General features: G+C 72.3%; 21 protein-coding genes. 13 read left to right on the top strand and 8 right to left on the bottom strand.

Translation table 11 applies throughout. The features are described from left to right. The first annotated feature begins 61 nt into the window (after window positions 1–61). From ACIGJO_RS23125 to ACIGJO_RS23105, 5 genes are all read left to right on the top strand, one after another. A complete protein-coding gene (locus ACIGJO_RS23125; protein WP_399960925.1) occupies window positions 62–1249 on the top strand; it encodes a sensor histidine kinase in 1188 nt (395 codons plus the stop codon). A 280-nt stretch (window positions 1250–1529) separates the two neighbouring features. Beyond that, on the top strand, window positions 1530–2885 hold the full coding sequence (locus ACIGJO_RS23120) for a sensor histidine kinase (RefSeq protein WP_399961261.1): 1356 nt from the start codon (window positions 1530–1532) through the stop codon (window positions 2883–2885). A gap of 383 nt (window positions 2886–3268) precedes the next feature. After that, the gene (locus ACIGJO_RS23115; protein ID WP_399961259.1) at window positions 3269–3928 is read left to right on the top strand and encodes a response regulator; all 660 of its coding nucleotides are present in this window, start codon (window positions 3269–3271) and stop codon (window positions 3926–3928) included. 249 nt (window positions 3929–4177) lie between these two features. After that, window positions 4178–6133 (top strand): 2-oxoacid:acceptor oxidoreductase subunit alpha, encoded by a 1956-nt coding sequence (locus ACIGJO_RS23110; protein WP_399960923.1) that lies wholly within the window; start codon window positions 4178–4180, stop codon window positions 6131–6133. Beyond that, window positions 6126–7184, top strand: a complete 1059-nt coding sequence (locus ACIGJO_RS23105) for a 2-oxoacid:ferredoxin oxidoreductase subunit beta (RefSeq protein ID WP_399960921.1) — start codon at window positions 6126–6128, stop codon at window positions 7182–7184. The genes ACIGJO_RS23110 and ACIGJO_RS23105 overlap by 8 nt, the downstream gene beginning before the upstream one ends. Before the next feature lie 70 nt (window positions 7185–7254). Here ACIGJO_RS23105 and ACIGJO_RS23100 read toward each other — a convergent pair whose 3' ends face one another. Further along, the gene (locus tag ACIGJO_RS23100; protein WP_399960919.1) at window positions 7255–7635 is read right to left on the bottom strand and encodes a winged helix-turn-helix transcriptional regulator; all 381 of its coding nucleotides are present in this window, start codon (window positions 7633–7635) and stop codon (window positions 7255–7257) included. Window positions 7636–7745: 110 nt separating this feature from the next. On the opposite strand from ACIGJO_RS23100, the gene ACIGJO_RS23095 reads away from it, so the two are divergent. Then, the gene (locus ACIGJO_RS23095) at window positions 7746–8606 is read left to right on the top strand and encodes an SDR family oxidoreductase (protein WP_399960916.1); all 861 of its coding nucleotides are present in this window, start codon (window positions 7746–7748) and stop codon (window positions 8604–8606) included. A 174-nt stretch (window positions 8607–8780) separates the two neighbouring features. Further along, complete coding sequence (gene rarD / locus ACIGJO_RS23090) at window positions 8781–9839, top strand: EamA family transporter RarD (protein WP_399960914.1); 1059 nt, start codon at window positions 8781–8783, stop codon at window positions 9837–9839. Here rarD and ACIGJO_RS23085 read toward each other — a convergent pair. After that, on the bottom strand, window positions 9782–11311 hold the full coding sequence (locus ACIGJO_RS23085) for an MFS transporter (RefSeq protein WP_399960912.1): 1530 nt from the start codon (window positions 11309–11311) through the stop codon (window positions 9782–9784). The two genes, rarD and ACIGJO_RS23085, sit on opposite strands and share 58 nt — an antisense overlap. A gap of 150 nt (window positions 11312–11461) precedes the next feature. Between ACIGJO_RS23085 and ACIGJO_RS23080 the strand changes: the two genes are divergently transcribed. The 5 genes from ACIGJO_RS23080 (at window position 11462) to ACIGJO_RS23060 (ending at window position 16235) form a co-directional block, all read left to right on the top strand. Then, window positions 11462–11986 (top strand): winged helix-turn-helix transcriptional regulator, encoded by a 525-nt coding sequence (locus ACIGJO_RS23080; RefSeq protein ID WP_399960910.1) that lies wholly within the window; start codon window positions 11462–11464, stop codon window positions 11984–11986. 107 nt (window positions 11987–12093) lie between these two features. Further along, on the top strand, window positions 12094–13722 hold the full coding sequence (locus ACIGJO_RS23075) for an FAD-dependent monooxygenase (RefSeq protein WP_399960908.1): 1629 nt from the start codon (window positions 12094–12096) through the stop codon (window positions 13720–13722). Window positions 13723–13734: 12 nt separating this feature from the next. Next, window positions 13735–14262 carry a hypothetical protein gene (locus ACIGJO_RS23070; protein WP_399960906.1) on the top strand — a complete coding sequence of 176 codons (528 nt, stop codon included), beginning with the start codon at window positions 13735–13737 and terminating at the stop codon, window positions 14260–14262. Window positions 14263–14454: 192 nt separating this feature from the next. Beyond that, on the top strand, window positions 14455–14754 hold the full coding sequence (locus tag ACIGJO_RS23065) for a hypothetical protein (protein WP_399960904.1): 300 nt from the start codon (window positions 14455–14457) through the stop codon (window positions 14752–14754). Window positions 14755–15428: 674 nt separating this feature from the next. Further along, a complete protein-coding gene (locus ACIGJO_RS23060) occupies window positions 15429–16235 on the top strand; it encodes an HAD family hydrolase (RefSeq protein WP_399960902.1) in 807 nt (268 codons plus the stop codon). 114 nt (window positions 16236–16349) lie between these two features. Here ACIGJO_RS23060 and ACIGJO_RS23055 read toward each other — a convergent pair whose 3' ends face one another. Next, window positions 16350–18353, bottom strand: a complete 2004-nt coding sequence (locus ACIGJO_RS23055) for a SpoIIE family protein phosphatase (protein ID WP_399961257.1) — start codon at window positions 18351–18353, stop codon at window positions 16350–16352. A gap of 349 nt (window positions 18354–18702) precedes the next feature. After that, on the bottom strand, window positions 18703–19503 hold the full coding sequence (locus ACIGJO_RS23050) for an SDR family NAD(P)-dependent oxidoreductase (protein WP_399960900.1): 801 nt from the start codon (window positions 19501–19503) through the stop codon (window positions 18703–18705). Between the two features lie 98 nt (window positions 19504–19601). Here ACIGJO_RS23050 and ACIGJO_RS23045 point away from each other — a divergent pair, with 98 nt between their 5' ends. Further along, window positions 19602–20186 (top strand): TetR family transcriptional regulator, encoded by a 585-nt coding sequence (locus ACIGJO_RS23045; protein WP_399960898.1) that lies wholly within the window; start codon window positions 19602–19604, stop codon window positions 20184–20186. 107 nt (window positions 20187–20293) lie between these two features. Here ACIGJO_RS23045 and ACIGJO_RS23040 read toward each other — a convergent pair whose 3' ends face one another. The 4 genes from ACIGJO_RS23040 to ACIGJO_RS23025 form a co-directional block, all read right to left on the bottom strand. After that, window positions 20294–20884 (bottom strand): TetR/AcrR family transcriptional regulator, encoded by a 591-nt coding sequence (locus tag ACIGJO_RS23040; RefSeq protein ID WP_399960896.1) that lies wholly within the window; start codon window positions 20882–20884, stop codon window positions 20294–20296. Window positions 20885–21158: 274 nt separating this feature from the next. Then, window positions 21159–22088: an ABC transporter permease gene (locus ACIGJO_RS23035; protein WP_399960894.1), complete on the bottom strand. Its 930-nt coding sequence runs from the start codon at window positions 22086–22088 to the stop codon at window positions 21159–21161. Further along, on the bottom strand, window positions 22075–23115 hold the full coding sequence (locus ACIGJO_RS23030; protein WP_399961255.1) for an ABC transporter ATP-binding protein: 1041 nt from the start codon (window positions 23113–23115) through the stop codon (window positions 22075–22077). Before ACIGJO_RS23030 ends, ACIGJO_RS23035 begins: the two co-directional genes overlap by 14 nt. Before the next feature lie 163 nt (window positions 23116–23278). Continuing rightward, window positions 23279–24541, bottom strand: coding sequence for an outer membrane lipoprotein carrier protein LolA (locus tag ACIGJO_RS23025; RefSeq protein ID WP_399960892.1), 1263 nt, complete (start codon window positions 24539–24541; stop codon window positions 23279–23281). Window positions 24542–24719: the final 178 nt, after the last annotated feature.

Here is a 24719-nt window from a genome sequence, read left to right as displayed (position 1 = left end):
CTACTTCACGTCGCCAACGAGCCCCATGGCGTGCGCGGGCGCGGCCCGGCAGGCTGGTCGTATGACCATGAGCCCCTCTGCGCCCGACAACGACCGGCCGCCGCCCGCGCGCTTCGCCTTCGACCGGTGGACCTGGAAGGAGATCGCGTACCTCCTGGCCAACCTGCCCATGACGATTGCCGGTTTTGTTTATGCGGTGTTCATGCTCGGCGTCGGTGTGGGGTTCTCCGTCACGGTGATCGGTCTGCCCCTGCTCACCCTGGGGCTCCAGGGCGCCCGGCTGCTCGGCCGGGCGGAACGGGGCCGGGCGCGGGCCATGCTCGGTCTGCACGTCGAGGAGCCGAGCTCGATGGCGCGCAGCCGCCGGGAGGCCGGGTTCTTCCCCTGGCTGTGGTCGGGGCTGAAGGATCCGGTGGGCTGGCGGGCTCTGCTGTTCGCGTTCATCCGGCTGCCGTGGGGCATCGTGACGTTCGTGGTGACCCTGGTGAGTCTGTTCGTCCTGTGGCCGGTTCTCCCGTTCATCGCGCGGGCGCTGGCCAACGCGGACCGGGCGATGGTGCGGGGCCTGCTCTCGCCCTCCGACGAACTGGAACGCAGGATCGCGGAGCTGGAGTCGGACCGGGGGGTCGTCGTGGACACCGCCGCCGCCGACCTGCGCCGCATCGAACGCGACCTCCACGACGGCGCACAGGCCCGCCTCGTCGCCCTCGCCATGGACCTCGGCCTCGCCAAGGAAAAACTCACCGCCGACCCCGAAACCGCCGCCCGCATGGTCGACGAAGCCCACGGCGAGGTCAAAGTCGCCCTCCAGGAACTCCGCGACCTCGCACGCGGCATCCACCCCGCCGTCCTCACCGACCGCGGACTCGACGCCGCACTCTCCGCCATCGCCTCCCGCTGCACCGTCCCCGTGAAAGTGACGGTCGAGCTGCCGGGGCGGCCCGCCGAGGCCATCGAGGGCAGCGCCTACTTCACGGTGTCGGAACTCCTCCAGAACGTCAGCAAGCACAGCGGCGCCCGGTCGGCGTCCGTCGACGTATGGCGCGCGGCCGACCGCCTGCTGATCCAGGTGCGGGACGACGGGTCGGGCGGGGCGCGGATGGACGGCGGTACGGGGATGGCGGGGCTCGCGGAACGCCTGGGGGCGGTGGACGGGCTGTTCGTCCTGGACTCCCCGGCCGGCGGCCCGACGACCGTCACCGCGGAGCTGCCCTGGCGCGACCGTACAGGGCCGGCGAAGGCGGTATGAAGGCGGCTGCGGGGCGGCGGGGCGTCTCGCCATCCGCCCGGGGGTAGGTCTCACCGTCCACCCGGCGGCGGGTCTCGCCATCCACTCCCGGGGGGGGCGTCTCGTCATCCGCCCGGGGGTGGGTCTCACCGTCCACCCGGGGGTGGGGAAAACCCCCGGGCGGATACGGAGACCCCCCTCATGGTGCGGGGCCCCGGCGGCCCCGCACCCTGGTACCAGTCGAGAACGCACATTCCGCGGAGAACGAGCCGCTGTGACAGAGACGGAACGGACGGACCTCATGGCCACGGCATACGGACCGGACACACGGGACCCCCAGAGGTCCGGTTCCGCCGGAGGGGACCACCCCCCGGCCAAGCACTTCCTCCCGGCCGCGCTGCGTGCGCCGCTGGAGGCACGGACGTGGCGCGAGCTCCTGTACCTGGTGCTGAGCCTCCCGATCAGCGTCGTGCTGTTCGCCTTCTCGATCACCATGACCACGATGGGCTTCGGCCTGCTGATCACGTTCCTCGGCATTCCGGTGCTCGCGGTGGGGCTGGCGATGTGCCGGGGCTTCGGCGCGATGGAACGGGCGCGGGCGCGCGGGCTGCTGGAGCTGGACGTGCCGTCCCCCGCGCCGGCGCGGGGGAAGACCGGCGGCTTGATGTCGTGGGTCGGCGCGGTGCTGAAGAGCGGGGCGTCCTGGCGGCACCTGCTCTACTCGCTCCTGCACTTTCCGTGGGCGATCTTCGCCTTCGTCGTGGCCGTCACGTTCTGGTCGGTCGGGTGGACGGTGTTCACCTATCCGCTGTGGCAGTGGGTCTTCCCGGCGTACACGGGTGTCGGCGGGATCCAGCTGTACGGCGACGACCACCACCAGATCTACCTCGACTCGCCCTTCGAGCTGGCCGTGACCAGCGCGATCGGCCTCGTCGTGGTGCTGATCACGCCGTGGATCATCCGGGGCCTGGCGTCCGTGGACCGGCTGCTGGTCTCCGGTCTGCTCGGCCCGTCCCGGCTGGCCACCCGTGTCACCGAGCTGGAGTCGGACCGGGGGGTCGTCGTGGACACCGCCGCGGCCGACCTGCGCCGCATCGAACGCGACCTCCACGACGGCGCACAGGCCCGCCTCGTCGCCCTCGCCATGGACCTCGGCCTCGCCAAGGAAAAACTCACCGCCGACCCCGAAGCCGCCGCCCGCATGGTCGACGAAGCCCACGGCGAGGTCAAAGTCGCCCTCCAGGAACTCCGCGACCTCGCACGCGGCATCCACCCCGCCGTCCTCACCGACCGCGGACTCGACGCCGCACTCTCCGCCATCGCCTCCCGCTGCACCGTCCCCGTGAAGGTCGAGGTGGACCTGAGCACGAGGCCCGCCCAGGCCATCGAGGGGATCGCCTACTTCACGGTGTCGGAACTCCTCCAGAACGTCAGCAAGCACAGCGGCGCCCGGTCGGCGTCCGTCGACGTATGGCGCGCGGCCGACCGCCTGCTGATCCAGGTCACGGACAACGGGCGGGGCGGCGCCGATGTGACGTCGGGCAGCGGTCTGGCCGGTCTGACGGAGCGGCTGGACGCGGTGGACGGCATCCTCGTGATCGATTCCCCGGTGGGCGGCCCGACCACGATCACGGCCGAGCTGCCCTGGCGCGGCTGAGCCCGCACCGCACAGCGCCCCCGCACAGCGCCCCCACCGCCCCGCCCCGGACGCCCGGTCCGCGCCGGGGCGGTGGGCTGCCCCACCCCGCCCGCCGGCGCTCGGCCGGGCCACAGTCGGCCCCGCCCGCAGGCCTCCCCCGTGATGGCCTCCTACGGGGCGCCCGCAGGCCTTCCCGTGATCGCCCGGCGGGCCACCTGTACCACCACCTGGTGAAACTCCCGACACGCTGCGTGTCCGCCCCCGAATCGGGGAAACCTCACCAAGTCGCACCCCCTGTCCAGGTGCCGCCCCATCCGCCCGCCGGTCCTGGGATGCTGGGGGCGGAAGAAGCCGGACACACATCAACAACAGTGGGGGGACACAGCGTCGTGGAGGACAGGGTGCGGGTGGTCATCGCCGAGGATTCGGTACTGCTTCGGGAAGGACTCACCCGGCTGCTCACCGATCTCGGGCACGATGTCGTCGCGGGGGTGGGGGACGCCGAGGCGCTGCTCAAGACCGTGGCGGACCTCGACGCGCAGCAGGCGCTGCCCGATGTGGTGGTGGCCGATGTGCGGATGCCGCCCACCCACACCGACGAAGGGGTGCGGGCCGCGGTGCAGCTGCGCAAGGACTACCCCGGGATCGGGGTGCTGGTGCTGTCGCAGTACGTCGAGGAGCAGTACGCGACCGAGCTGCTGGCCGGCAGCAGCCGCGGAGTGGGCTATCTGCTGAAGGACCGGGTGGCGGAGGTCCGGGAGTTCGTGGACGCCGTCGTGCGGGTGGCGCAGGGCGGGACGGCGCTGGACCCGGAAGTGGTCGCGCAGCTGCTGGGCCGGAGCCGTAAGCAGGACGTCCTGGCCGGGCTCACGCCGCGCGAGCGGGAGGTCCTCGGTCTGATGGCCGAGGGCAGGACGAATTCCGCGGTGGCCAGACAGCTGGTGGTCAGCGACGGCGCGGTGGAGAAGCACGTCAGCAATATCTTCCTGAAACTGGGCCTCTCCCCCAGTGACGGAGATCACCGACGTGTTCTGGCCGTCCTCACCTACATCAGATCCTAGCGAGCTGACACCCTGTCAGATCGATCGCGGAAGTCGAGGACCTAGCACCAAAGAATGAGCACGCAGCGTTTCGGGTGAACGACTGGGGGGCTTGGAAATAATGTCAAATCAGGTCAAATGGGTGTCTCAAAAGGGCGTCCACCATATGATCGGTCCCTGGAAGGCGACCTCTGCGGAAGTAGGGTGGGCCGAGGGACCACCGGCGGGCCGGACGGTCCCGAACCGCCGCCCCGAGGGAGGTCCAGTTCAGTGACCAGCCAGGTCAGTAGCCCGGCCGAGAGGGCCGATGAGGCCGGCGAGGCCGTCGTCGGGGAGCAGCGGGCTCCCCGGTCAGGAACCACAGGCGCCGACGGAAAAGAAGTCCGCCGCCTGGACCGGGTGATCATCCGTTTCGCGGGTGACTCCGGCGACGGAATGCAGCTCACGGGTGACCGGTTCACCTCCGAGACGGCCTCCTTCGGGAACGACCTCTCGACGCTGCCGAACTTCCCCGCCGAGATCCGGGCCCCCGCCGGCACCCTGCCGGGCGTCTCCTCCTTCCAGCTGCACTTCGCCGACCACGACATCCTCACGCCGGGCGACGCTCCCAACGTGCTGGTGGCGATGAACCCCGCCGCGCTGCGGGCGAACATCGCCGATGTGCCGCGCGGCGCCGAAATCATCATCAACACCGACGAGTTCACGAAGCGGCCGATGGCGAAGGTGGGGTACGCGACCAGCCCGCTGGAGGACGGCTCGCTGGAGGCGTACAACGTCCATCCGGTGCCGCTGACCACGCTGACGCTGGAGGCGCTGAAGGAGTTCGGGCTCCCCCGCAAGGAGGCCGAACGCTCGAAGAACATGTTCGCGCTGGGCCTGCTGTCGTGGATGTACCACCGGCCGACCGAGGGCACCGAGAAGTTCCTCCGGCAGAAGTTCGCGAAGAAGCCGGAGATCGCCGAGGCGAACGTGACCGCGTTCCGGGCCGGCTGGAATTTCGGTGAGACCACCGAGGACTTCGCGGTGAGCTACGAGGTGGCGCCCGCCACCCAGGCGTTCCCCACCGGGACGTACCGCAACATCTCCGGGAACCTCGCCCTGTCGTACGGGCTGATCGCCGCGAGCCGGCAGGCGGATCTGCCGCTCTATCTCGGCTCGTACCCCATCACCCCGGCCTCGGACATCCTGCACGAGCTCAGCCGCCACAAGAACTTCGGCGTGCGGACCTTCCAGGCCGAGGACGAGATCGCGGGCATCGGCGCCGCGCTGGGTGCCGCCTTCGGCGGTTCGCTGGCGGTCACGACCACATCCGGTCCGGGCGTGGCGCTGAAGTCGGAGACCATCGGGCTCGCCGTCTCCCTCGAACTGCCGCTGCTGATCGTCGACATCCAGCGCGGCGGCCCGTCGACCGGACTGCCCACCAAGACCGAGCAGGCCGACCTGCTCCAGGCGATGTACGGGCGCAACGGCGAGGCCCCGGTGCCGATCGTGGCCCCGCGGACCCCGGCCGACTGCTTCGACGCCGCGATCGACGCCGCCCGGATCGCGCTGACGTACCGGACTCCGGTGTTCCTGCTCTCCGACGGCTATCTGGCCAACGGTTCCGAGCCGTGGCGGATCCCCGAGGTCGACCTGCTCCCCGACCTGCGGGTGCGGTTCGCCACCGGCCCCAACCACGAACTGGCCGACGGCACCGAGGTGTTCTGGCCCTACAAGCGCGACCCGCAGACCCTGGCCCGCCCCTGGGCGGTGCCCGGCACCCCGGGCCTCGAACACCGTATCGGCGGCATCGAGAAGCAGGACGGCACGGGCAACATCTCGTACGACCCCGCCAACCACGACTTCATGGTCCGCACCCGGCAGGCCAAGATCGACGGCATCGAGGTCCCGGACCTGGAGGTCGACGACCCCTCGGGAGCGCGGACGCTGGTGATCGGCTGGGGCTCGACCTACGGGCCGATCACCGCCGCCGTACGCAGGCTGCGCGGCGATGGACAGTCCATCGCCCAGGCGCACCTGAGACACCTCAACCCCTTCCCGAAGAACCTCGGCGAGGTGCTGGGGCGCTACGACAAGGTGGTCGTCCCGGAGATGAACCTCGGGCAGCTCGCCATGCTGCTCCGGGCGAAGTATCTGGTCGACGCCCGCAGCTACAACCAGGTCAACGGAATGCCGTTCAAGGCCGAGCAGCTCGCGACAGCTCTCAAGGAGGCCATCGATGCCTGACACCAACGAGCTGTTGCAGCTGGTGCCGAAGGCCGAGGCGAAGCAGTCCATGAAGGACTTCAAGTCCGACCAGGAAGTGCGCTGGTGCCCCGGCTGCGGCGACTACGCGGTCCTCGCCGCCGTACAGGGGTTCATGCCCGAGCTGGGCCTGGCGAAGGAGAACATCACCTTCGTCTCCGGCATCGGCTGCTCCTCCCGGTTCCCGTACTACATGAACACCTACGGGATGCACTCCATCCACGGCCGTGCCCCGTCCATCGCCACCGGGCTCGCCACCTCGCGCCGCGATCTGTCGGTGTGGGTCGTCACCGGTGACGGCGACGCGCTGTCCATCGGCGGCAACCACCTGATCCACGCGCTGCGGCGCAATGTGAACCTGAAGATCCTGCTGTTCAACAACCGGATCTACGGGCTGACGAAGGGCCAGTACAGCCCGACCTCCGAGGTCGGAAAGATCACCAAGTCGACGCCGATGGGTTCGCTCGACGCACCCTTCAACCCGGTGTCGCTGGCGATCGGCGCGGAGGCGTCCTTCGTGGCGCGCACGGTCGACTCCGACCGCAAGCACCTGACCGGCGTGCTGCGCGCGGCGGCCGACCACCCGGGCACGGCGCTGGTGGAGATCTACCAGAACTGCAACATCTTCAACGACGGCGCGTTCGAGGTCCTCAAGGACAAGGAGAAGGCGCAGGAGGCGGTGATCCGGCTGGAGCACGGTCAGCCGATCCTCTTCGGCGCCGAGGACGCGAAGGGTGTCGTACGGGATCCGGCGACCGGAGATCTGCGGGTGGTCGCGGTCACCGAGGAGAACCGTTCGCAGATCCTGGTCCACGACGCGCACGCCGCCTCGCCGACCACGGCCTTCGCCCTCTCCCGGCTCGCCGACCCGGACACCCTGCACCACACCCCCATCGGGGTGCTGCGCAGTGTCGAACGGCCGGTCTACGACAGCCAGATGTCCGACCAACTGGACTCCGCGGTCGAGCGCAACGGCAAGGGTGACCTGGCCGCGCTGCTCGCGGGCAACGACACCTGGACGGTCGTCGGCTGACGACGGCCGGCCGGCAGGCCGGCCCCTTCACCGCGGACAGCGGCACCCGACGGGGCCCGGACCGGAACCTTCAGGTCCGGGCCTCGTCGTACGCCTCGCGCGCCGCGCGCACCGCGTCCACCCGGTGCTCGGTCCAGCGCGCCAGCTCCCACACCTGCTGGGCGGCCTCCCTGCCCAGCTCGGTGAGCGAGTAGTCCACCCGCGGCGGGATCACCGGTTTGGCGTCCCGGTGGACGAAGCCGTCGCGCTCCAGCGTCTGGAGAGTCTGGGCCAGCATCTTCTCGCTGACGCCGCCGACCGTGCGGCGCAGCTCGCTGAAGCGGTACGAGCGCTCCAGCAAGGCGGCCAGCACGAGGACGCCCCAGCGGCTGGTGACGTGTTCCAGCACCAGGCGCGAGGGGCACATCGCCCGGTTGACGTCCGGGTCCCGCTTCATCTCACTTACTCCCATGCCAGTACCTTACTTCAAAGTGGGTACTTTCTCCTGGTTAGTGCACGCCGTAGGGTGAGTTCCAGACGGCCCGGAAGCGGACCGAACCCCCCGAACAGGAGAAATCCCCCATGAGCATCGTCGTCACCGGAGCCACCGGAGAGCTCGGCCGCCTCGTCGTCGAGCAGCTGCTGACCTCGGTCCCCGCGGACCGGATCGCGGCGGTCGTCCGCGACAAGGAGAAGGCCACCTCCCTCGCCGCCCGCGGCGTCGAGCTGCGCATCGCCGACTACGACCGCCCCGAGACCCTCGCCGGGGCCTTCCACGCGGGCGACCGGGTGCTGCTGATCTCCGGCAGCGAGGTGGGCAGGCGGGTGCCGCAGCACACCGCCGTCATCGACGCGGCCCGGGAGGCGGGCGTCGCCCAGCTCGCGTACACCGGAGTCCTGGGCGGCCCCGACGCCGACTTCGACCTCGCCGCCGAGCACAAGGTCACCGAGCGGCTGATCCTCGATTCGGGACTGCCGTACACCTTCCTGCGCAACGGCTGGTACACCGAGAACTACACGGCCAACCTCGCCCCGGTCCTGGAGCACGGCGCGGTCGTCTCCAACGCGGGCGACGGGCGCGTCGCCTCCGCCACCCGGGCCGACTACGCCGCCGCGGCGGCGGCCGTGCTCACCGGCGAGGGCCACCTGAACACCGCGTACGAGCTGAGCGGCGACACCGCGTGGTCGTTCGCCGAGTACGCCGCGCTGCTGTCCGGGGCGACCGGCAGGGAGATCGCGTACAACAACGTCCCCGCCGCCGTCCACCAGGAGATCCTGGTCGGCGCGGGACTGCCCGAGGCCTTCGCCGCGATCCTCGTCGACGTCGACGAGGCGATCGGGCGCGGCCGGCTCGCCCCGGCCGGCGGCGACCTGGCCCGGCTGATCGGCCGCCCGACGACACCGCTCGCCGAGACGGTGACCGCGGCCCTCGCCGCGGCCTGATCCGGGCACTTCCACGGACGGCGGCCCGGGACGAGCACTCCCCCGGGCCGCAGCCGTGAGCCGAACACCCACCTGTCATGAGTGTTTCCCTGAGACGGCTATGACACCGGGCCCTTCCGGCGCTACCTTCGTGCAGTCGGCCGATCCGTCGACACACGTACGCCGGGAGGGCCCGTGCAGGGGAAGAACGAACAGCGGGCAGGTCTGCTGTACGGAATCGGCGCATACGGGATGTGGGGCGTGGTCCCCCTGTTCTGGCCGCTTCTGAAGCCGTCCGGGGCGATCGAGATCCTCGCCCACCGGATGGTGTGGTCACTGGGCGCCGTCGGCGTGGCCCTGCTCGTCGTGGGCCGCTGGGCCTGGCTGGGCGAACTGGTCCGCGCCCCCCGCAAGCTCGGCCTGATCGCCCTGGCGGCGGGGGTCATCACGGTCAACTGGGGCCTGTACATCTGGGCCGTCAACAACGGCCAGGTGGTCGAGGCCTCGCTCGGCTACTTCATCAACCCGCTGGTCACCATAGCCATGGGCGTCCTGCTGCTCGGCGAGCGGCTGCGCCCCGTCCAGTGGGTCGCGGTCGCGACCGGTTTCCTCGCCGTGCTGGTGCTGGCCATCGGGTACGGACGCCCGCCCTGGATCTCGCTGACGCTGGCCTTCTCCTTCGCGGCGTACGGCCTGGTGAAGAAGAAGGTCAACATGGGCGGGCTGGAGTCACTGGCCGCCGAGACGGCGGTGCTGTTCCTGCCCGCGCTCGGGTTCCTGCTCTGGCTCGGGGCGCGCGGCGGGGCGACGTTCACGTCCGGGGGCGCGGGCCACGGGGTGCTGCTCGCCGCGACGGGCGTCATCACGGCGGTGCCGCTGGTCTGCTTCGGCGCGGCGGCGATCCGGGTGCCGCTGTCCACGCTGGGGCTGTTGCAGTATCTGGCCCCGGTCTTCCAGTTCGCGCTCGGCATCGTGTACTTCCACGAGGAGATGCCGCCCGAGCGGTGGGCCGGGTTCGCGCTGGTCTGGCTGGCGCTGTCGCTGCTGACCTGGGACGCGCTGCGCACGGCGCGGCGGAACCGGGCGAAGGCGGTGCGCCTGGCACACGCGGCCTCCGCCTCCGGTACCGCCGCGGGTTCCGTTTCCGCCGCAGGTTCCGGTTCCGGTTCCCGTTCCGTTTCCGGTTCCGGTTCCGCTCACGGTACGGGCACGGGCCCCGGCGCCTCGGTCCCGGAGCGGGCACCCACCTCCTGAGCCGGCCGGACCGGCCCGGCGGAGGGCGGCGTCGTCCCCTTCCGCCGGCGCAGGCCGAGGGCGGTGATCAGGGCGCCCAGCACCACCATCACCACCGGCACCACCAGGGCCGTACGGAAGGCGGACAGGGCCGCCCCGGCGGAGCCGTCGTTCCCCGCGGAGGCGATTCCGTACACCGCCGTCACCGCCGAGATCCCGACCGCCGAGCCGAACTGGGTCGAGGTGTGCAGCAGACCCCCCGCCAGCCCCTGTTCGCTGTCCGGCACCCCGTCCGTCGCGGCGATCGACAGGGGGCCGTACGCCAGGGCGAAGGCCATGCCGGTGAGGAAGAAGGTCGGCAGCATCGCCGCGTACGACCAGTCGAGCCCGACCGGCAGGAACAGCGCGTACGAGGCGATGGCGAGGAGGAAGCCGCCGAGGATGACCTTGGCGTTGCCGTAGCGGGCGACCAGACGCGGGGTGAGCGTCGGGGCGAGGACCGCGTCGGAACCCATCGCCACCAGGGCCAGCGCGGTCTGGAGCGAGGACCAGCCGCGCAGTTCCTGGAGGTACAGGGTCATCACGAACTGGAACCCGAAGAAGGAGCCCACGAAGAGCAGCGCCCCGAGGTCGGCCCGGATCATCGGGGCCCGGCGCAGCATCGACAGCCGGACCAGCGGGGCGGCCGCACGGCGTTCGACCGCGACGAAGAGCGGGATGAGGACCAGCCCGGCGGCGAACGCCCCGGCCGTCCACGGCCAGCCGTCGAACCCGTGCTCCAGCCGCACGATTCCGTAGGCGAGCAGCAGCATCGCCCCGGCCGCCGCGGCGGCGCCCGGCAGGTCGAAGCCGCCGGTGCGGACGGGGCGCGGTTCGACGGGGACGGTCCGCAGCGCCGCGACCAGCAGCAGCGCGGCCAGGATCACCGGCGCGAAGAACACCCAGCGCCAGCCGAGCTGGGTGAGCAGCCCGCCGATGACGAGCCCCAGCGAGAAACCACCCGCCGCGGTGCCCGCGAAGACGAGCAGGGCCTTGTTGCGCTGCGGCCCCTCCGCGTACGAGGTGGTGATCAGCGACATCGCCGCAGGGGTCATGAAGGCGGAGGCCACCCCGGTGACGAAGCGGGCGACGACCAGCATCCAGCCCTCGGTGGCCAAGCCGCCCAGCCCGGAGAAGAGCAGGAAGACGGTGAGCCAGACGAGGAACATCCGGCGCCTGCCGAGCAGGTCGGCCGCCCGCCCGCCGAGCAGGGTGAAGCCCGCGTAACCGAGGACGTAGGCACTCATCACCCAGGCCGCGGTGCCGGTGGACAGATCGAGGTCGGACCTGATGGAGGGGACCGCCACCGCGAGCATGGCGACATCGATGCCCTCCAGGAAGATCGTGCCGCACAGTACGAGCAGCAGGGCCCAGGCCCGGGGGGAGAGCGACGTGGCCCCGGGCGGGGCCGGCAGTGGCGCGGAGGCGGATGACGTGGGTACGTCGGCAGACACAGGTGTCCCCTTCCGGAACCGGCCGACGGACGGCCAGGTCGGTTACGCACAAGAGGGTCGGTTCCCTCTTGTAACCATGGGAATCCTGCGCCACCCTGGGGTGCCATGGAAGTAGGCACTTTGAAGTCACCGAGTCACCCCGAAGGCACCATGACCTCGCCCGATACCGGCGCCGCACTCGAAGCCGGAGCCGGAACCGGAGCCGGAGCCGCAGCCGAAGCCAGCACCGGAGCCGGCACCGAGGCCGGGGCCGCGGCCCGGTCCGGGGACGAGGCCACCAACCCCCTGACCGGCGACCCCGACCCCTTCCAGTGGGACACCCGCGAGGGCTGCGAGGTGCGGCAGATCCTGGACCGGGTCGCCGACAAGTGGTCCCTGCTGGTGATCGCCCTGCTCGACCGCCGCAAGCTCCGCTTCACCCAGCTGCGCCGCGAGATCGACGGCATCAGCCAGCGGATGCTGACCGTGACCCTGCGTCAGCTGGAGCGCGACGGACTGGTCGAACGGACGGTCCACGCCGTCGTACCGCCGCGGGTCGAGTACGAGCTCACCCCGCTCGGCGGCACGCTGCACACCACCATCCGCTCCCTGGTGACCTGGACCGAGGAGCACCAGAACGAGATCGCGGAGGCCCGCGCCGCGTACGACACGCGTGCGGCCGGGGTGGAGGACTGACCTCCCGCCTCCGCCGGCTCAAGGCCCGCCCAAAATTATTACTCAGTTGCTTTTTTAACTCGGTTACGTTTTCCTGGGTCTCCGGAAACACGGACCGAGGAGCAGTCATGACCGACGTACTGATCGTGGGCGCGGGCCCGACCGGACTGACCCTGGCGTGCGATCTCGCCCGGCGCGGCATCGCCGTACGGATCGTCGACAAGTCCCCCGCGTACCCGCGCAGTTCGCGGGCCAAGGGCCCCAACCCCCGTTCCCTCGAAGTCCTGGCGGATCTGGGCGTCGCCGACGAGGTGCTGGCCGCCGGTTCGGCGCCCCTGCCGATGCGCAAGTACCGGGACGGCCTGCCGGTCGCGGACACCGATCCGTACGCGGGCCTCGCCCCGACGCCCGACGCGCCTTACGACCGGGGACGGCTGATCCCCCAGTGGCGGCTGGAGGAGATCCTGCGCGACCGCCTGGCCGCGTCCGGCGTCCGTGTCGAACTGGACGCCGAGGCCGTGGCGATCACCGACACGGACGGCGGCGGCGACGGGTGCGTCGGTGTGGGGTTCGCCGCCGGGCCGCCCGTCCGGGCGCGGTACGTGGTCGGGTGCGACGGCGCCCACAGCTCCGTGCGCAAGCTGCTCGGCATCGCCTTCGAGGGGGAGAGCGACGCCGCACTGGCGATGGTCTGCGGCGATGTCGCCCTCACGGACGGCGTCCTGGCCCGCGACCGCTGGCACCAGTGGTTCGACGAGGACGGCGCCGTCATGCTCTGCCCCATCCCCGGTACGCCCTCGGGCTGGTGGTTCCAGGCCGGGCCCGAACGAGACCGCGAGGGCCGGCCGCTGGCCCCCTCCCAGGAAGGGTTCAGGCGGCTGCTCACCCGGCACACCGGCATCCCGGGCGGCCACCTCACCGACGCCACCCTCCTGTCGACCTACCGCGTCAACGTCCGCATGGCCGACCGCTACCGGGCGGGCCGGGTCCTCCTCGCCGGGGACGCGGCCCATGTGCACCCGATCGCGGGCGGGCTCGGGATGAACACCGGTATCCAGGACGCGTTCAACCTGGGCTGGAAGCTCGCGCAGGTGCTGTCCGGCCGGGCGGCACCGGAGCTGCTGGACACCTACGAGGAGGAGCGGCTGCCGGTCGCCGCATGGACCCTGGACATCACGTCGGAGAGCCTGCGGACCACCCTGGCGGCGATCAGGGAGCCCGGCGGCGGCCTGGACTCCGCGATCACCCCGGAGACGGCCGGACTCGGCGTGGGCTACCGGTGGAGCTCACTGGCCGCCGCCCCGGACCCCGGCCCCGGCGCCGTCCCCGGCGGCCCGTGCTCCGGGGACCGGGCGCCCGACGCCCCCTGCCTCGACGCCGCGACCGGCGCGCCGACCAGCCTGTTCCGCACCTTCGCCGGACCGCGTTTCACGGTGCTCGGCTTCGGCCCCGGGAGCGCGCGGGCCCTGCGGGAGACGGCCGCCGCGTACGGGGGCGGCGACACGGTGCGGACCTGCCGGGTGTACGGGGCGGACGAGGCGCCGGGGGACGGCGCCGCCGGGGTGATCGACGACCGCGGGCACGCGCGGGCCGCGTACGGTACGGGCGGCGCGGACACGGTCGTGGTGATCCGGCCCGACAACCACGTGGGGATCGTCGCCCCGGCCGATGCCGTCCGCCCGGTAAGGGAGTATCTGGGCCGGCTGCACCGGGCCGACGGTGCCGTCGGCATGGTGGACGCGGTGGGGCAAGGCTGATTGAGTGCCCGGATGGGGACAGTACTCAAGGGCATGGGCGATGTTCGCTGGCACGATCTCCGGCATGCGTACGGTTCCGCCTCCCAGGTCCCCGGCACACTGTCGCGGATCGCCTGGGGGGACGCCCCGAGCGCCGAGGACGCCCTGAACGACCTCGGGCACTGGATCGGTTCGATGGCGGTCTTCGACTCGACCGTCGCCGCGGTGCCGTTCCTGTGGGAGCTGGCCGGGACCGAGACGGTCAAGGACCGGGCCGGAGTGCTGGAACTGCTCGGGTCGATCCTCGCCGCCGGGCACGCGCACCACCCGGAGTGGGCGCGCGGTGCGCACGACGCGGTCGTGGCGGGCCGCGCGACGGCCGAGCGGCTGGCCGCCGGTGCACCGGCCGCCCCTCGTGGACGCGCGCCTCATCAGCGCTCGCCCCATGGGTACCCGCCCCAGGCGGTGCCCGGGGCTGCGCCCGAGGCGAGTGCCGCGTCGGAACTGCTGGCGGCGATCGACGGGCATACCTGCGCCGCCTGTCCCCCGCGGGGCGCCTGAGAGGCAGCCGGGGCCAGGGCGAGCGGGGCGGGGGCAGGACCGGGTGCGGGGGTCCGGGGCATGGCGGCACCCCGTCGGGGGAGCGTTCCCGTGCCGAACGGGTGGTTGCTGAAGCCGGCGCGAGAGGTCTGGGAACACTGATGACGTACCGGCGCAGAAGCCTCCTGACCCCAGCCCGGAAGGATCTTTCGCATGAACGGCGAGAGCGGCACACCCGACGACGTGGTTCGGCCGGACACGCGTGAGAACGCTGTCGCGGCACTTCCCAGAACGGGAGCCGGTAATTACACGCTCCGCAAGCGTGGAGTGTTCGACCAAGCACTGGGCCTGGACGGAGTGGACGCGTACTCCAAGGTGGTCGCTTGTATGACCGAAGTCGAACCCATCGCCAGCAAGCCCTTCTTGGGGGGCGCGACCATGACCGTCCACAACGTGGTGGCTCAGGACGGCGGCACGGTGAGGATCCGTGGCGAGGTGGCATCACAGGAGTAGCTGAACATCAGGGTCTCGCTCATCTTCTACAACGGCATCTGAGCCCCGGCGGACCGCACCACCACGGGGCGGCCCGGAGCACGGCCCGGCCGGAGCCTCGAACAGTTACGCCTTTCGAGTGAGGACGAATCGTTCCTCCGGCCTCACGGGGCCGACCCAAGATCATCGCGGGGAAAACTGGGGCCCGCCCGACCGACCCCCGCTACGAATGGGACGACCTCCACGCGCCTGCGCGCCCTCGCCACCGCCGCCGCCTGCGGCTTCGCCGTACTCCTCGCCGCCCCCGGCGCAGCCTCCGCGGCGGACGGCGACTTCATCTACACCTACAACGACCCGGCCGGCACCCCGCACATCGGCGGCCTGATCGACCCGCCGAGCGGGGTCTGCATCACCCTGCCCGAGGTCGCCCCCGAGTGGACCACGCCCGCGCACTCCCCGCGCAATTACACCGGCTCGACGGCCACGGTCTTCGCCGGTGCCGACTGCGAGGGCCCCTACTTCAGCCTCCGCCCGAACGGCGGCCACGCCTCCGAGCGCCTCAAGGTCCGCTCCGTGGTGTTCAGCTGACGTCGGCCGCGCGTCGACGAAGGATCCGGTACGCACGCCCCCCGGCGGCCTACCGGATCGTTTCGGTTCGCACAAGGGGCCATCCGTGTCCCTTCTAGGCTGGGCTCATGCCCATGCCACCCGCGTATGCCCTCGTCGCCACGGACCTGGACGGCACACTGCTGCGTCCGGACGACACCGTGAGCCCGCGCACCCGGGCCGCCCTGGCCCTGGCCGCCTCGGCCGGAGCCCGGCACATGATCGTGACCGGGCGGTCGGTGCCCGGCATACGGGAGCTGCTCGCGGACCTGGACTACCGCGGCCCCGCCGTCTGCGGGCAGGGGACCCAGGTGTACGACGCCGGATCGCGGCGCATGCTGTGTTCGGTGCCCCTCGACCGGGAGCTGGCCGACGCCGCGCTCGGCAAGATCGAGGCGGAGGTCGGAGCGGTGTCCGCCGCCGTGGACCAGGACGGCGAGGACGGCCTGACCCTGATCGAACCGGGCTACCGGATGCCGCACACCGGCCTCCCCGCCGTCCGGGTCGACCACCGCGCCGCCCTGTGGGCCGCGCCCGTCGTCAAGGTGCTGGTACGCCACCCGGAACTGGGCGACGACGCCCTGGCCGCCGCCGCCCGCGCGGCCGTGGGCGACCTCGCGACGGTCACGGTGGCGGGCCCCGGCACAGTCGAACTCGCCCCGTACGGCGTGGACAAGGGCACCGGGTTCGCGCTGGCCGCCGAGGCGCTGGGGATCGATCCGGCGCACGCGGTCGCGTTCGGCGACATGCCCAACGACCTGCCGATGTTCCGCCGTTCCGGCCACCGGGTCGCGATGGCCGACGCCCACCCGGAACTGCGCGCGGCGGCCGACGAGGTGACGCTGTCGAACGAGGACGACGGCGTCGCGGTGGTACTGGAGCGGCTGTTCGGCTGAGCGCCGGAACGTTCTCCCGGCCCACCGGGGCGGGTCCGGCCGGGCGAGCGGGGCGGGTTCTCCCGGTCCGCCGGAGCGGGTCCGGCCCGGCAAGAGGGGCGGGGCGGGGCTCTCTCAGTCCGCCGCGGCGGGGGCGCCGATGTCCTGCTCGGTCCACAGCGTCTTGCCCCGCGGGCCGTGCCGGGTCCCCCAGTGCGAGGCGAGCTGGGAGACGATGAACAGTCCCCGGCCGCCCTCGTCGGCCGACCGGGCGTGGCGCAGATGCGGGGACACCGCGCTGCTGTCATGGACCTCGCAGGTCAGCGTGGGGCCCAGCAGCAGGCGCAGCCGCAGCGGCGGGGTGCCGTAGCGGACGGCGTTGGTGACCAGTTCGCTGACGATCAGTTCGGTCGCGTCGATCGTCGCCCCGTCGAGGTTCCAGCCCTGGAGCCGGCCGCGTACGAGCACCCGCGCGGTGGAGGGCGTCCTGCGGTCGTGCGGCAGGTCCCAGGTCGCGACACGGTGCGCCGGGACGGTGCCGGTACGGACGAGGAGCAGGGCGGCACCGTCGGAGTGGGCGTCGGCCGGAAGTCCGTAGACGAGGGCGTCGCTCAGGTCGTGCAGGCCGCGCTCCGGGGCGGCGAGTGTGCGCCGGATGCGCGCGGCGGCCTGTGCGTCGGGGAGCAGGGCCTCGGTGCAGAAGGCGAGGAGGCTGCCCTCCTCCAGGGTGAGGACGGCCGTCGCGAACGGCGCACTGTCGGCGGAGAAGAGCGCGGGCCCCTCTGGCACGTCGACGGGCGGCGCGCTCCCGTCCGGTGCGATGACCACCGGCGCCGGGTTTCCGGCCCTCGCGAGGGTGCAGGTGCGGGTGAAGGGGTCGTAGATCGCGTACACGCACGCCGCCGACAGCGGTTCGCCCTGCAGGGCGTCGGCGCGGGGCAGGTCCGCGCGTTCGGCGGCGAGGCGTTCGGCGGTGTCGTTCAGCCGGGCCAGCATCTCGTCCGGTTCCAGGTCGAGACCGGCCAGCGCCTGGATGACCATACGCAGCTGCCCCATGGCGATGGCCGCCTCCAGGCCCTGCCCCGCCACGCTGCCGACGACGAGGCCCGTCCGGGCTCCGGACAGCGCGATGGTGTCGAACCAGCAGCCGCTGTTGCGTCCGGGCAGCAGGACATGGGCCGTCTCCACGGCGGCCTGGTCGCCCTCCTGCTGCGGGAGGAGCCGGCGCTGGACGGTCGAGGCGATCACATGGCTGCGTTCGTAGCGGCGGGCGTTGTCGACGCTCAGCGCGGTACGGGCGGCCGCCGTCCGCGCGACGAGCAGGTCGTCCTCGTCGTACGGCTCGCTGTCCCCGCACCGGTAGAGGCTCACCAGCCCGAGGACGGCGCCGCGCAGCGTCAGGGGAACCACGATCAGCGAGTGGGCGCCGGCCGACTCGATCAGGCGGGCGCTGTCGGGGTCCGCGTCCAGCCACACGGTGTCCGGGCCGAGCTGGACGAGCCGGGGCCGGAGGTCCGACACCGCCAGCGCGTACGGCGTGCGGTAGGGCAGCCGACGGGTCCCGCCCTCCGGGTCGGCCCGGCGCAGCGGCACATCGGGCCCGAGCGGGCCCACCGGCGGGTCCGCGCCGCGCAGGACGTCGTCGACCACCTCGACCACGGCCAGATCGGCGAACCCCGGCACCACGGCGTCCACGAGCGAACGGCAGGTCTCCGCGACGTCCAGCGCCCCGCCCACCCGCTCGCGTACGGCGGCCAGACAGCTCTCCCGCGCTCGCGCACGTTCCCGTTCGGTGACGTCGACGACCGCTGCCAGGACGCCCCGGGGCGCTTCGTCGGGGCCGTCGAGCCGGTACACGGAGACACTGAAGCTGCGCTCCGGTCCGGGCAGCCGGCGGAGCCTGCCGCGGATCAGCCGGTCGCGTACGGGCCCCTCGCCCACGAGCACGCTCCGCAGCACCTCGGCCGCCAGGTGCGGTTTGTTGAGGCGGTACACATCGGTGAAGTGATCGCCGATCATCTCCTGGACGTGGGCGGCATCGACGAGGGAGTTGGCCCGGACGACCCGCAGTTCGGGATCGAGCACGATCAGGCCGACCGAGGACTGGGCGAACAGCGTGTCCAGGAGGGCCTCGTCCAGACCGGCCGGGCCGCCGCCCGCGGCGCCTCCGCCGCCCCTTTCGGCCGCGCCGTCCCTGGTGCCCCTTTCGGCCGTGCCGCCCCCGGCACCTCCGCCGTCACCGCCGCCCCCGGCACCTCCGCCGCCACCGCCGCCCCTGACGCCTCCGCCGTCCCGGTCGTCCGGCTCCGTACCGGCAGCGACCGTTCCCTCGGTGTCCGACACGGCTTCACCCCGCCCTCAGGCTCTCCGGCACGCCGGGGAACCGCCGCGCGCCAGACCAGCATCACCCGGCGCACGCGCCCCGGCGACCGGATGGCGGCAGCCGGGTGGCGCCGGCCGGTGCCTCCTGCCCCGTCACGAGCGCCCCTCAGGCGGGCGGCAGCATGGCCCGCCGGCCCGGGACGGCGGGCGACTGGACGGTCATGCCGCCGTCGACCACCAGGAGTTGGCCGGTGAGATAGCGGGACTCGTCGGAGGCGAGGAAGACCATCGTGTGGCCGATGTCCTCGGGGGTGCCGAGGTAGGGCAGCGCGTTGTAGCCCTTGAGCGCCTCGATGACACCGGCGGGGAGGTTGTCCCGCAGCGCGGGGGTCATGACCGCCCCGGGGGCCACGGCGTTGCAGCGCACACCGTGCGGGCCGTACTGGACGGCGATCGACTTGGTGAGGTTGACGACGGCGGCCTTCACCGCGCCGTACGAGATCTGGAGGACGTCGCCGACCAGCCCGGCCACCGAGGCGGTGTTGATGATGGAGCCTCCCCCGGCCTCGATCATGTGCGGGACCGCGTGCCGGGAGCCGAGCAGGGTGCTGCGTACGTTGAGGGCGACGGCCCGCTCGAACTCGTCCATGTCCAGCCGCAGCAGGTCCAGGTCCTTCCGGGGATCGCTGCCGCCCACGTGGTTGCAGAGCACGTCCAGGCCGCCGAACTCCGCGACCGTCGCCGCCACCGTGTCGGCCATCGAGGCGTCGTCGGTGACATAGACGGTCACCGGGAGGGCCCGGCCGCCGGCGGCCTCGATCAGCCGGGCGGTCTCCTCCGCCGCGGCCGTGTCGTGGTCGGCGGCCACGACCCGGGCGCCCTCCCGGCTCATCAGCTCGGCGGCGGCCCGGCCGATGCCGCTGCCGGCCCCGGTGATGAGTGCGGTCCTGTCCTTGAGACGGTCCATCGTCCTGTTCCTCGCTCGCTCGCTCGAAGTTGTCACCATTGATGACAACCGTAAGTCATCTATGATGACTTTCCCAACGAGCAACGGAGATCCCAGCCGTGACCGAGCCGCAGCGGGCCCCCAGGCCGCGCCGATCCGCCGCCGTGACCAGGCAGGAGATCCACGACGCCGCCCGGGAACTGTTCACACGCGAGGGCTTCGGCGCGGTCGGCATCCGGGCGGTCGCCGCGCGGGCCGGCGTCGACGCGGCTCTGGTGATCCGCCACTTCGGCTCCAAGGAGCAGCTCTTCGTCGAGGCGATGGCCGTCGACCTGCCCGCAACCCGGATCATGGAGGGTCCGCTGGAGGGGATGGGCCGGGCGCTGGTGGAGCATGTGGTGGGCCTCTCGTCGTCCACCGCGGGCGCGCTGGCCGTGGCCTCGCTCGCCGCGCTCTTCCGGGCCTCCGACCGGACCGAGGTCCAGCGGACCCTGCGGGCGACGATCGAGCGCTCCTTCGCCGCCCCGCTCGTGCCCCGGCTCGACGGGGCGGACGCCGAACTCCGCGCCCACCTGGTGGCGGCCCAGATCGGCGGCCTGCTCACCTCACTGCACGTGGTGGAGGACTCCGTACTGACGGGAGCCGACCGTACGGCCCTGGCCGCGCACTACGGCGACGCGGTCCAGCGGCTGATCGACGGCTGACCGGCCCGGCGGCCGGCCGGACACCGGGCGGTGCGCGGCCGGCCGCGCACCGGCCCGCGGCCGGATCCCGCGAACCGCGGACCGCGGACCGCTCACCCGGCGGGCTCTCAGTAGCCCTCCGCGCCCAGCGCGCGCAGCACATGTGCCACCAGCGCGGCGACCGTCGCCTCGTCGTGGACCGGCCTGCGCAGCACATGGCGGTAGTAGACGGGGCCGTAGAGCATCTCCACCGCCAGCGGAAGGTCCGCGCCCGCCGGGATCTGCCCCTGCTCCTGAGCGGCGCGCAGCCGCGCCACCGCCGCCTCGAACCGGGGGTCGACCAGCTGCTCCCTGACCGCCTGCGCGAGCACGTCGTCGTGGTGGACCTCGGAGAGGATGCCCGCGTACGCGGGGCCGAACGGCGGCGTCGAGAGCAGCTTCACCGCGGCCGCCACATGGCCCCGCAGGTCGGCGCCGATGTCACCGGTGTCGACGAACGGGGTGGCATCGACCAGCGCCTCGGTGAACGCCTCCAGCAGCACCGCGCCCTTCGACGGCCACCAGCGGTAGATGGTCTTCTTGCTCACACCGGCGCGGGCCGCGATGGCCTCGACCGTGACCCGGCCGTACCCCTTCTCCGTACACAGGTCGAGCGCTGCCCGAAGGGTCGCGCGTCGTGATCTCTCGCTGCGGCGCTGGGAACTCGGCGATGTGATCATTCGGTGAGCATAGGGCTCTTCAAGCCATTTCTTGTTGACAGGTCGTCGCCAGAAGTCGAACAATACCGAGGCGGAAACGGAACGTACCGTGTCGTGTCGTTCCCGTTGTCCGCACCGTTCGTGCCGTTCGCGCCGCGACGAGCCGATCGGGGGACGGCTCGCCCGGCCGACGGTGCGGGCGAGCCCCTACCGTCCGGATCAAGCCAGGACCGCGCCCGGACCGCCGCGTCACCCCGCCCCTCCCCGCCCGGCCGCCCGGCGCTTCCCGGGCCGTTCAGGCAGTGATGTCCTTGGCGGTGAAGCGGGCCCAGGCCGCCGAGCCGAACACCGCCGCGTACATCCCCTGAAGGCCGAGGTTCCTGACGATCCCGTCCCAGTGGACGGGGTCGCGCAGCAGGTCCGCGAAGGACAGCCAGTGGTGCGGGAAGAGATAGGGGTGGACTGCGCTCAGCTGGGGGATCGAACCCAGGATCTGCACCGTGATCAGCAGGCCGACCGTGGCCGCCATCGCCGCGATCCCGCTGCCGGTCAGCGTCGAGACGAACAGGCCCAGTGCCGCAAAGCCGGTCAGCGACGCGGCGACCACCAGCGCGATCAGTCCGGCCCGCAACAGCCCCTCGCCGAAGCCGATCCGGGTCCCGGAGATCGTGGTGACCTCGCCGAGGGGGAAGAGCAGCGCGCCCACGGCCAGCGCCGACGCCGCCACGACCAGCGTCGCGACCAGGCAGAAGACGAGCACACTGGCGTACTTGGCGAGCAGCAGCCGGGTGCGGCCCGCCGGGGCGACGAGCAGATAGCGCAGGGTGCCGCCGTTCGCCTCGCCCGCGATCGAGTCGCCCGCGACGACGCCGACGGCCATCGGCAGGAAGACCGGGAGCGTCGCGGCGAGGGCGGCGAAGACCAGGAAGAGGCCGTTGTTGGTGACCTGGGTGAGGAAGGCCGGGCCCGCCGGCCCCCCGGCCCCGCCCCGGGCGCCGTCGCCGCCGCCGCCCGTCTCGATCCTGACCGCGATCCCGATCAGTACGGGTACGGCGGCGAGCACGCCGAGCAGGGCGAGGGTCCGCCAGCGGCGCAGCGTGGTGGTGACTTCGGAGCGCAGGATTCCGAACGTCCACAGAGGGTTGCGGGCGGCCCGTGCGCCGGTGGCACCGGCCCCCGCGCCGGTGACTTCGTCACGTACACCCGTCGGTTCAGCCCGCGACATCGAATCCCTCTCCGGTCAGTGCGACGAAGGCGTCCTCCAGCGAGGCCCGTTCGACGCCGAAGGCCCGCACCCGCACCCCGGCGCCCACCAGTGCCGCGTTGAGGTCGGCGAGTTCCGTGCCGCCGGGCGGGGCGTCACCGGTCAGCCGGTCGCCGTCCGTCCGCAGGCCGGTGATCCCGTGCTTCTCAAGGACCCGGGCGGCGTCGCCCGGGTCGGGGGTGGTGACGGTGAGCCGGCCCCGGGCGCCCGCGGCCAGTTCGGCGACGGGTCCCTGGACGATCAGCCGGCCGCGGGCCATCACCGCGGCGTGCGTACAGACCTGTTCGATCTCGTCCAGGAGGTGGGAGGAGAGGAAGACCGTGGTGCCTTCCGCCGCCAGTTCCCGGACGAGGGAGCGGATCTCCCGCATGCCCTGCGGGTCCAGGCCGTTGGTGGGTTCGTCGAGGACGAGCAGGCGGCGCGGCCGGAGCAGGGCGGCGGCGAGCCCGAGGCGCTGTTTCATGCCGAGGGAGTACGCCTTGGCCTTCTTGCCCGAGGCGGCCGCGAGCCCGACCCGGTCCAGGGCGTGCGAGACGCGGGCGCGCCGGGTGCGGGGGTCGGCGGTCGGGTCGGCGGAGTCGTAGCGCAGCAGATTGTCCCGGCCGGTCAGGAAGCCGTACAGCGCCGGGCCCTCGATCAGCGCACCGACCTGCGGGAGCACACTGCGGGCGCCGCCCGGCATGGGGCTGCCGAGCACCCGGGCGGTGCCGGACGTCGGGTCGATGAGGCCCATGAGCATCCGGATCGTGGTGGTCTTCCCGGAGCCGTTGGGGCCGAGGAAGCCGAAGACGCTGCCGCCGGGGACGGTGAGATCGAGGCCGTCGACGGCGAGCTGGCCGCCTCGGTAGCGCTTGGTGAGGCCGCGGGTCTCGATCACGGCCTCCGCCGCCCCGCCGCCTGCCGTGCCCGCCGCCCCGCCCTCGGCCGCAGGGGCCGTCCCGCCACCTGCCGCGCCCGCGCCCCCGCCACGGGTCGCCGCCGCGCTCATCGTCGTACCGCCGTACCGCCGTCGGCCGTATGCGCCGTCCCGGTCATGCACACCCCTCGCACCTCGGCCGAGCCCGGCCGGCCCGGCTCAGCGGGCCGCCCCGCCGCGCGGTGCGCGCGGCGGGGCGGCTTCGTTCACCGTGGGTACTGAATCACCCGGGCGCCTACTTGGCGCCGTTGGCCGCCTGCACCAGCGCGTCCTTCGTGACCGCTCCGACGTAGACGGTGCCGTCGTCCGTCAGCAGGGCGTTCACCAGGCGGGTCTTGAAGACCGTGCCCGAGCCGAACTTCCCGGTGACCTTGTCACCCAGGGCGTCCAGGAACCCCTGGGCCTCGGCGGGCATGCCCTTCGAGTCCGCCAGACCGCCGGTGGGCAGGCCCGAACCGCCGGGCGTCTTGATCCGGGCGACCGAGGTCCAGCCCTCGCCGATCACGTTCACCCCTTCGACGTCCTCCAGGGCCTTCATGCCTTCCGGCCCGGCGAACTGCTCCGGCAGCTTCCCGGCCCCGCCCCGCTTCTCCGCCCCGGCATCGAGGTCGTCCGCCTCGGTCACCTTCGCGCCCTTGGGCGGGGTGAAGGAGAACGAGGAGGCATCGGGCCTGCCGAAGTCGACCTTGGTGAAGCCCGCGTCGACCACGGCCTTGCCGCCGCCGCTCGCGGACAGGGTGAACTTCAGCGGCACACCGTTGGCCGCGTCGACCGCGACCCGGATCGAACCGACCGTCGAGCCGGACTGCTTCGGCTTGATCAGCAGCTGGTACGCGTCACGCCCCGCCACCCGCGAGGTGCCGTCCACGGTGACCGAGGTGGTGTCCCCGGCCGCCGCGAGAGCCTGCTCGGCGAGCGCCTTCGGCGTGGCCGGGAGACCCTCGGGTGCCTGGTGCCGCTGCTCCCGCTGCTTCTGCTGCCCGGCGTCCGCCGCGGCGTGGTAGACCTCGCCGGACTTGCTGTCGTACGCCCAGACCTCGCCCTTGTTGTGGATGAGGTTGTACTCGGCGGCGTCCCCGAGGATCGAGAGCCGCTGCTTGTCGGGGCCGTCCACCGCCACCCGCAGCGTGTGCGTACCGGAGGTCAGCTCCATGAGCTTGTCCTCCGGGGCCGCGCCGGAGCCGCCGTCCGAACCGCCGGCGCCCGGGGCGAAGGAGCCGGCGAGACCGCCGAGGGACGGGATGCCGAGGTCGGTGCTGATCTTCAGCGTGCCGGAGAGCCGCTGCTCGTCCGAGGACGCGATCTTCTCGATGAGTTCCTGGGCGCTGATCTTCGGCAGCTCGGGGTCACCGGAGTCCGCGAGGGCCGGGACGAGTCCGATCGTCGCGGCCGCCACCCCCGCCACCGCGACGGGGACGATGTATCGCGCCGCCTTCCGGCGGCCCACGACAGTGCCCGTGGCCTTGCCGGTGGTCTCTGCGCTGTCGTTCGGTGCCATGTGTGCCCTACCTCCGTGGTCGGCGGCGTCCGTCCGTTGGTCACGTCCACTCCCTGCCGCCATTCTCACCCGATGTGGTCAGGAGTGGTTGTTCTCCATCTGACCAAACCGGGCCTCCCGAAGCGTCAGCCCCCGGGATCAACTCCGCCTACTGCTGCGGTATGACAACCGAGGGGCC

The organism is Streptomyces sp. NPDC079020 (genome assembly GCF_044542225.1).
Taxonomy (GTDB): Bacteria; Actinomycetota; Actinomycetes; order Streptomycetales; family Streptomycetaceae; genus Streptomyces.
This window is presented reverse-complemented; position numbering and strand designations above follow the sequence as displayed.

Coding starts and splice junctions, on each gene's coding strand:
- ACIGJO_RS23030 (WP_399961255.1), bottom strand. CDS start 23,115: ATGAGCGCGGCGGCGACCCGTGGCGGGGGCGCGGGCGCGGCAGGTGGC.
- ACIGJO_RS23120 (WP_399961261.1), top strand. CDS start 1,530: ATGGCCACGGCATACGGACCGGACACACGGGACCCCCAGAGGTCCGGT.
- ACIGJO_RS23100 (WP_399960919.1), bottom strand. CDS start 7,635: ATGGGAGTAAGTGAGATGAAGCGGGACCCGGACGTCAACCGGGCGATG.
- ACIGJO_RS23065 (WP_399960904.1), top strand. CDS start 14,455: ATGAACGGCGAGAGCGGCACACCCGACGACGTGGTTCGGCCGGACACG.
- ACIGJO_RS23080 (WP_399960910.1), top strand. CDS start 11,462: ATGACCTCGCCCGATACCGGCGCCGCACTCGAAGCCGGAGCCGGAACC.
- ACIGJO_RS23025 (WP_399960892.1), bottom strand. CDS start 24,541: ATGGCACCGAACGACAGCGCAGAGACCACCGGCAAGGCCACGGGCACT.
- ACIGJO_RS23075 (WP_399960908.1), top strand. CDS start 12,094: ATGACCGACGTACTGATCGTGGGCGCGGGCCCGACCGGACTGACCCTG.
- ACIGJO_RS23060 (WP_399960902.1), top strand. CDS start 15,429: ATGCCCATGCCACCCGCGTATGCCCTCGTCGCCACGGACCTGGACGGC.
- ACIGJO_RS23105 (WP_399960921.1), top strand. CDS start 6,126: ATGCCTGACACCAACGAGCTGTTGCAGCTGGTGCCGAAGGCCGAGGCG.
- ACIGJO_RS23125 (WP_399960925.1), top strand. CDS start 62: ATGACCATGAGCCCCTCTGCGCCCGACAACGACCGGCCGCCGCCCGCG.
- ACIGJO_RS23035 (WP_399960894.1), bottom strand. CDS start 22,088: ATGTCGCGGGCTGAACCGACGGGTGTACGTGACGAAGTCACCGGCGCG.
- ACIGJO_RS23070 (WP_399960906.1), top strand. CDS start 13,735: ATGGGGACAGTACTCAAGGGCATGGGCGATGTTCGCTGGCACGATCTC.
- ACIGJO_RS23095 (WP_399960916.1), top strand. CDS start 7,746: ATGAGCATCGTCGTCACCGGAGCCACCGGAGAGCTCGGCCGCCTCGTC.
- ACIGJO_RS23050 (WP_399960900.1), bottom strand. CDS start 19,503: ATGGACCGTCTCAAGGACAGGACCGCACTCATCACCGGGGCCGGCAGC.
- ACIGJO_RS23040 (WP_399960896.1), bottom strand. CDS start 20,884: ATGATCACATCGCCGAGTTCCCAGCGCCGCAGCGAGAGATCACGACGC.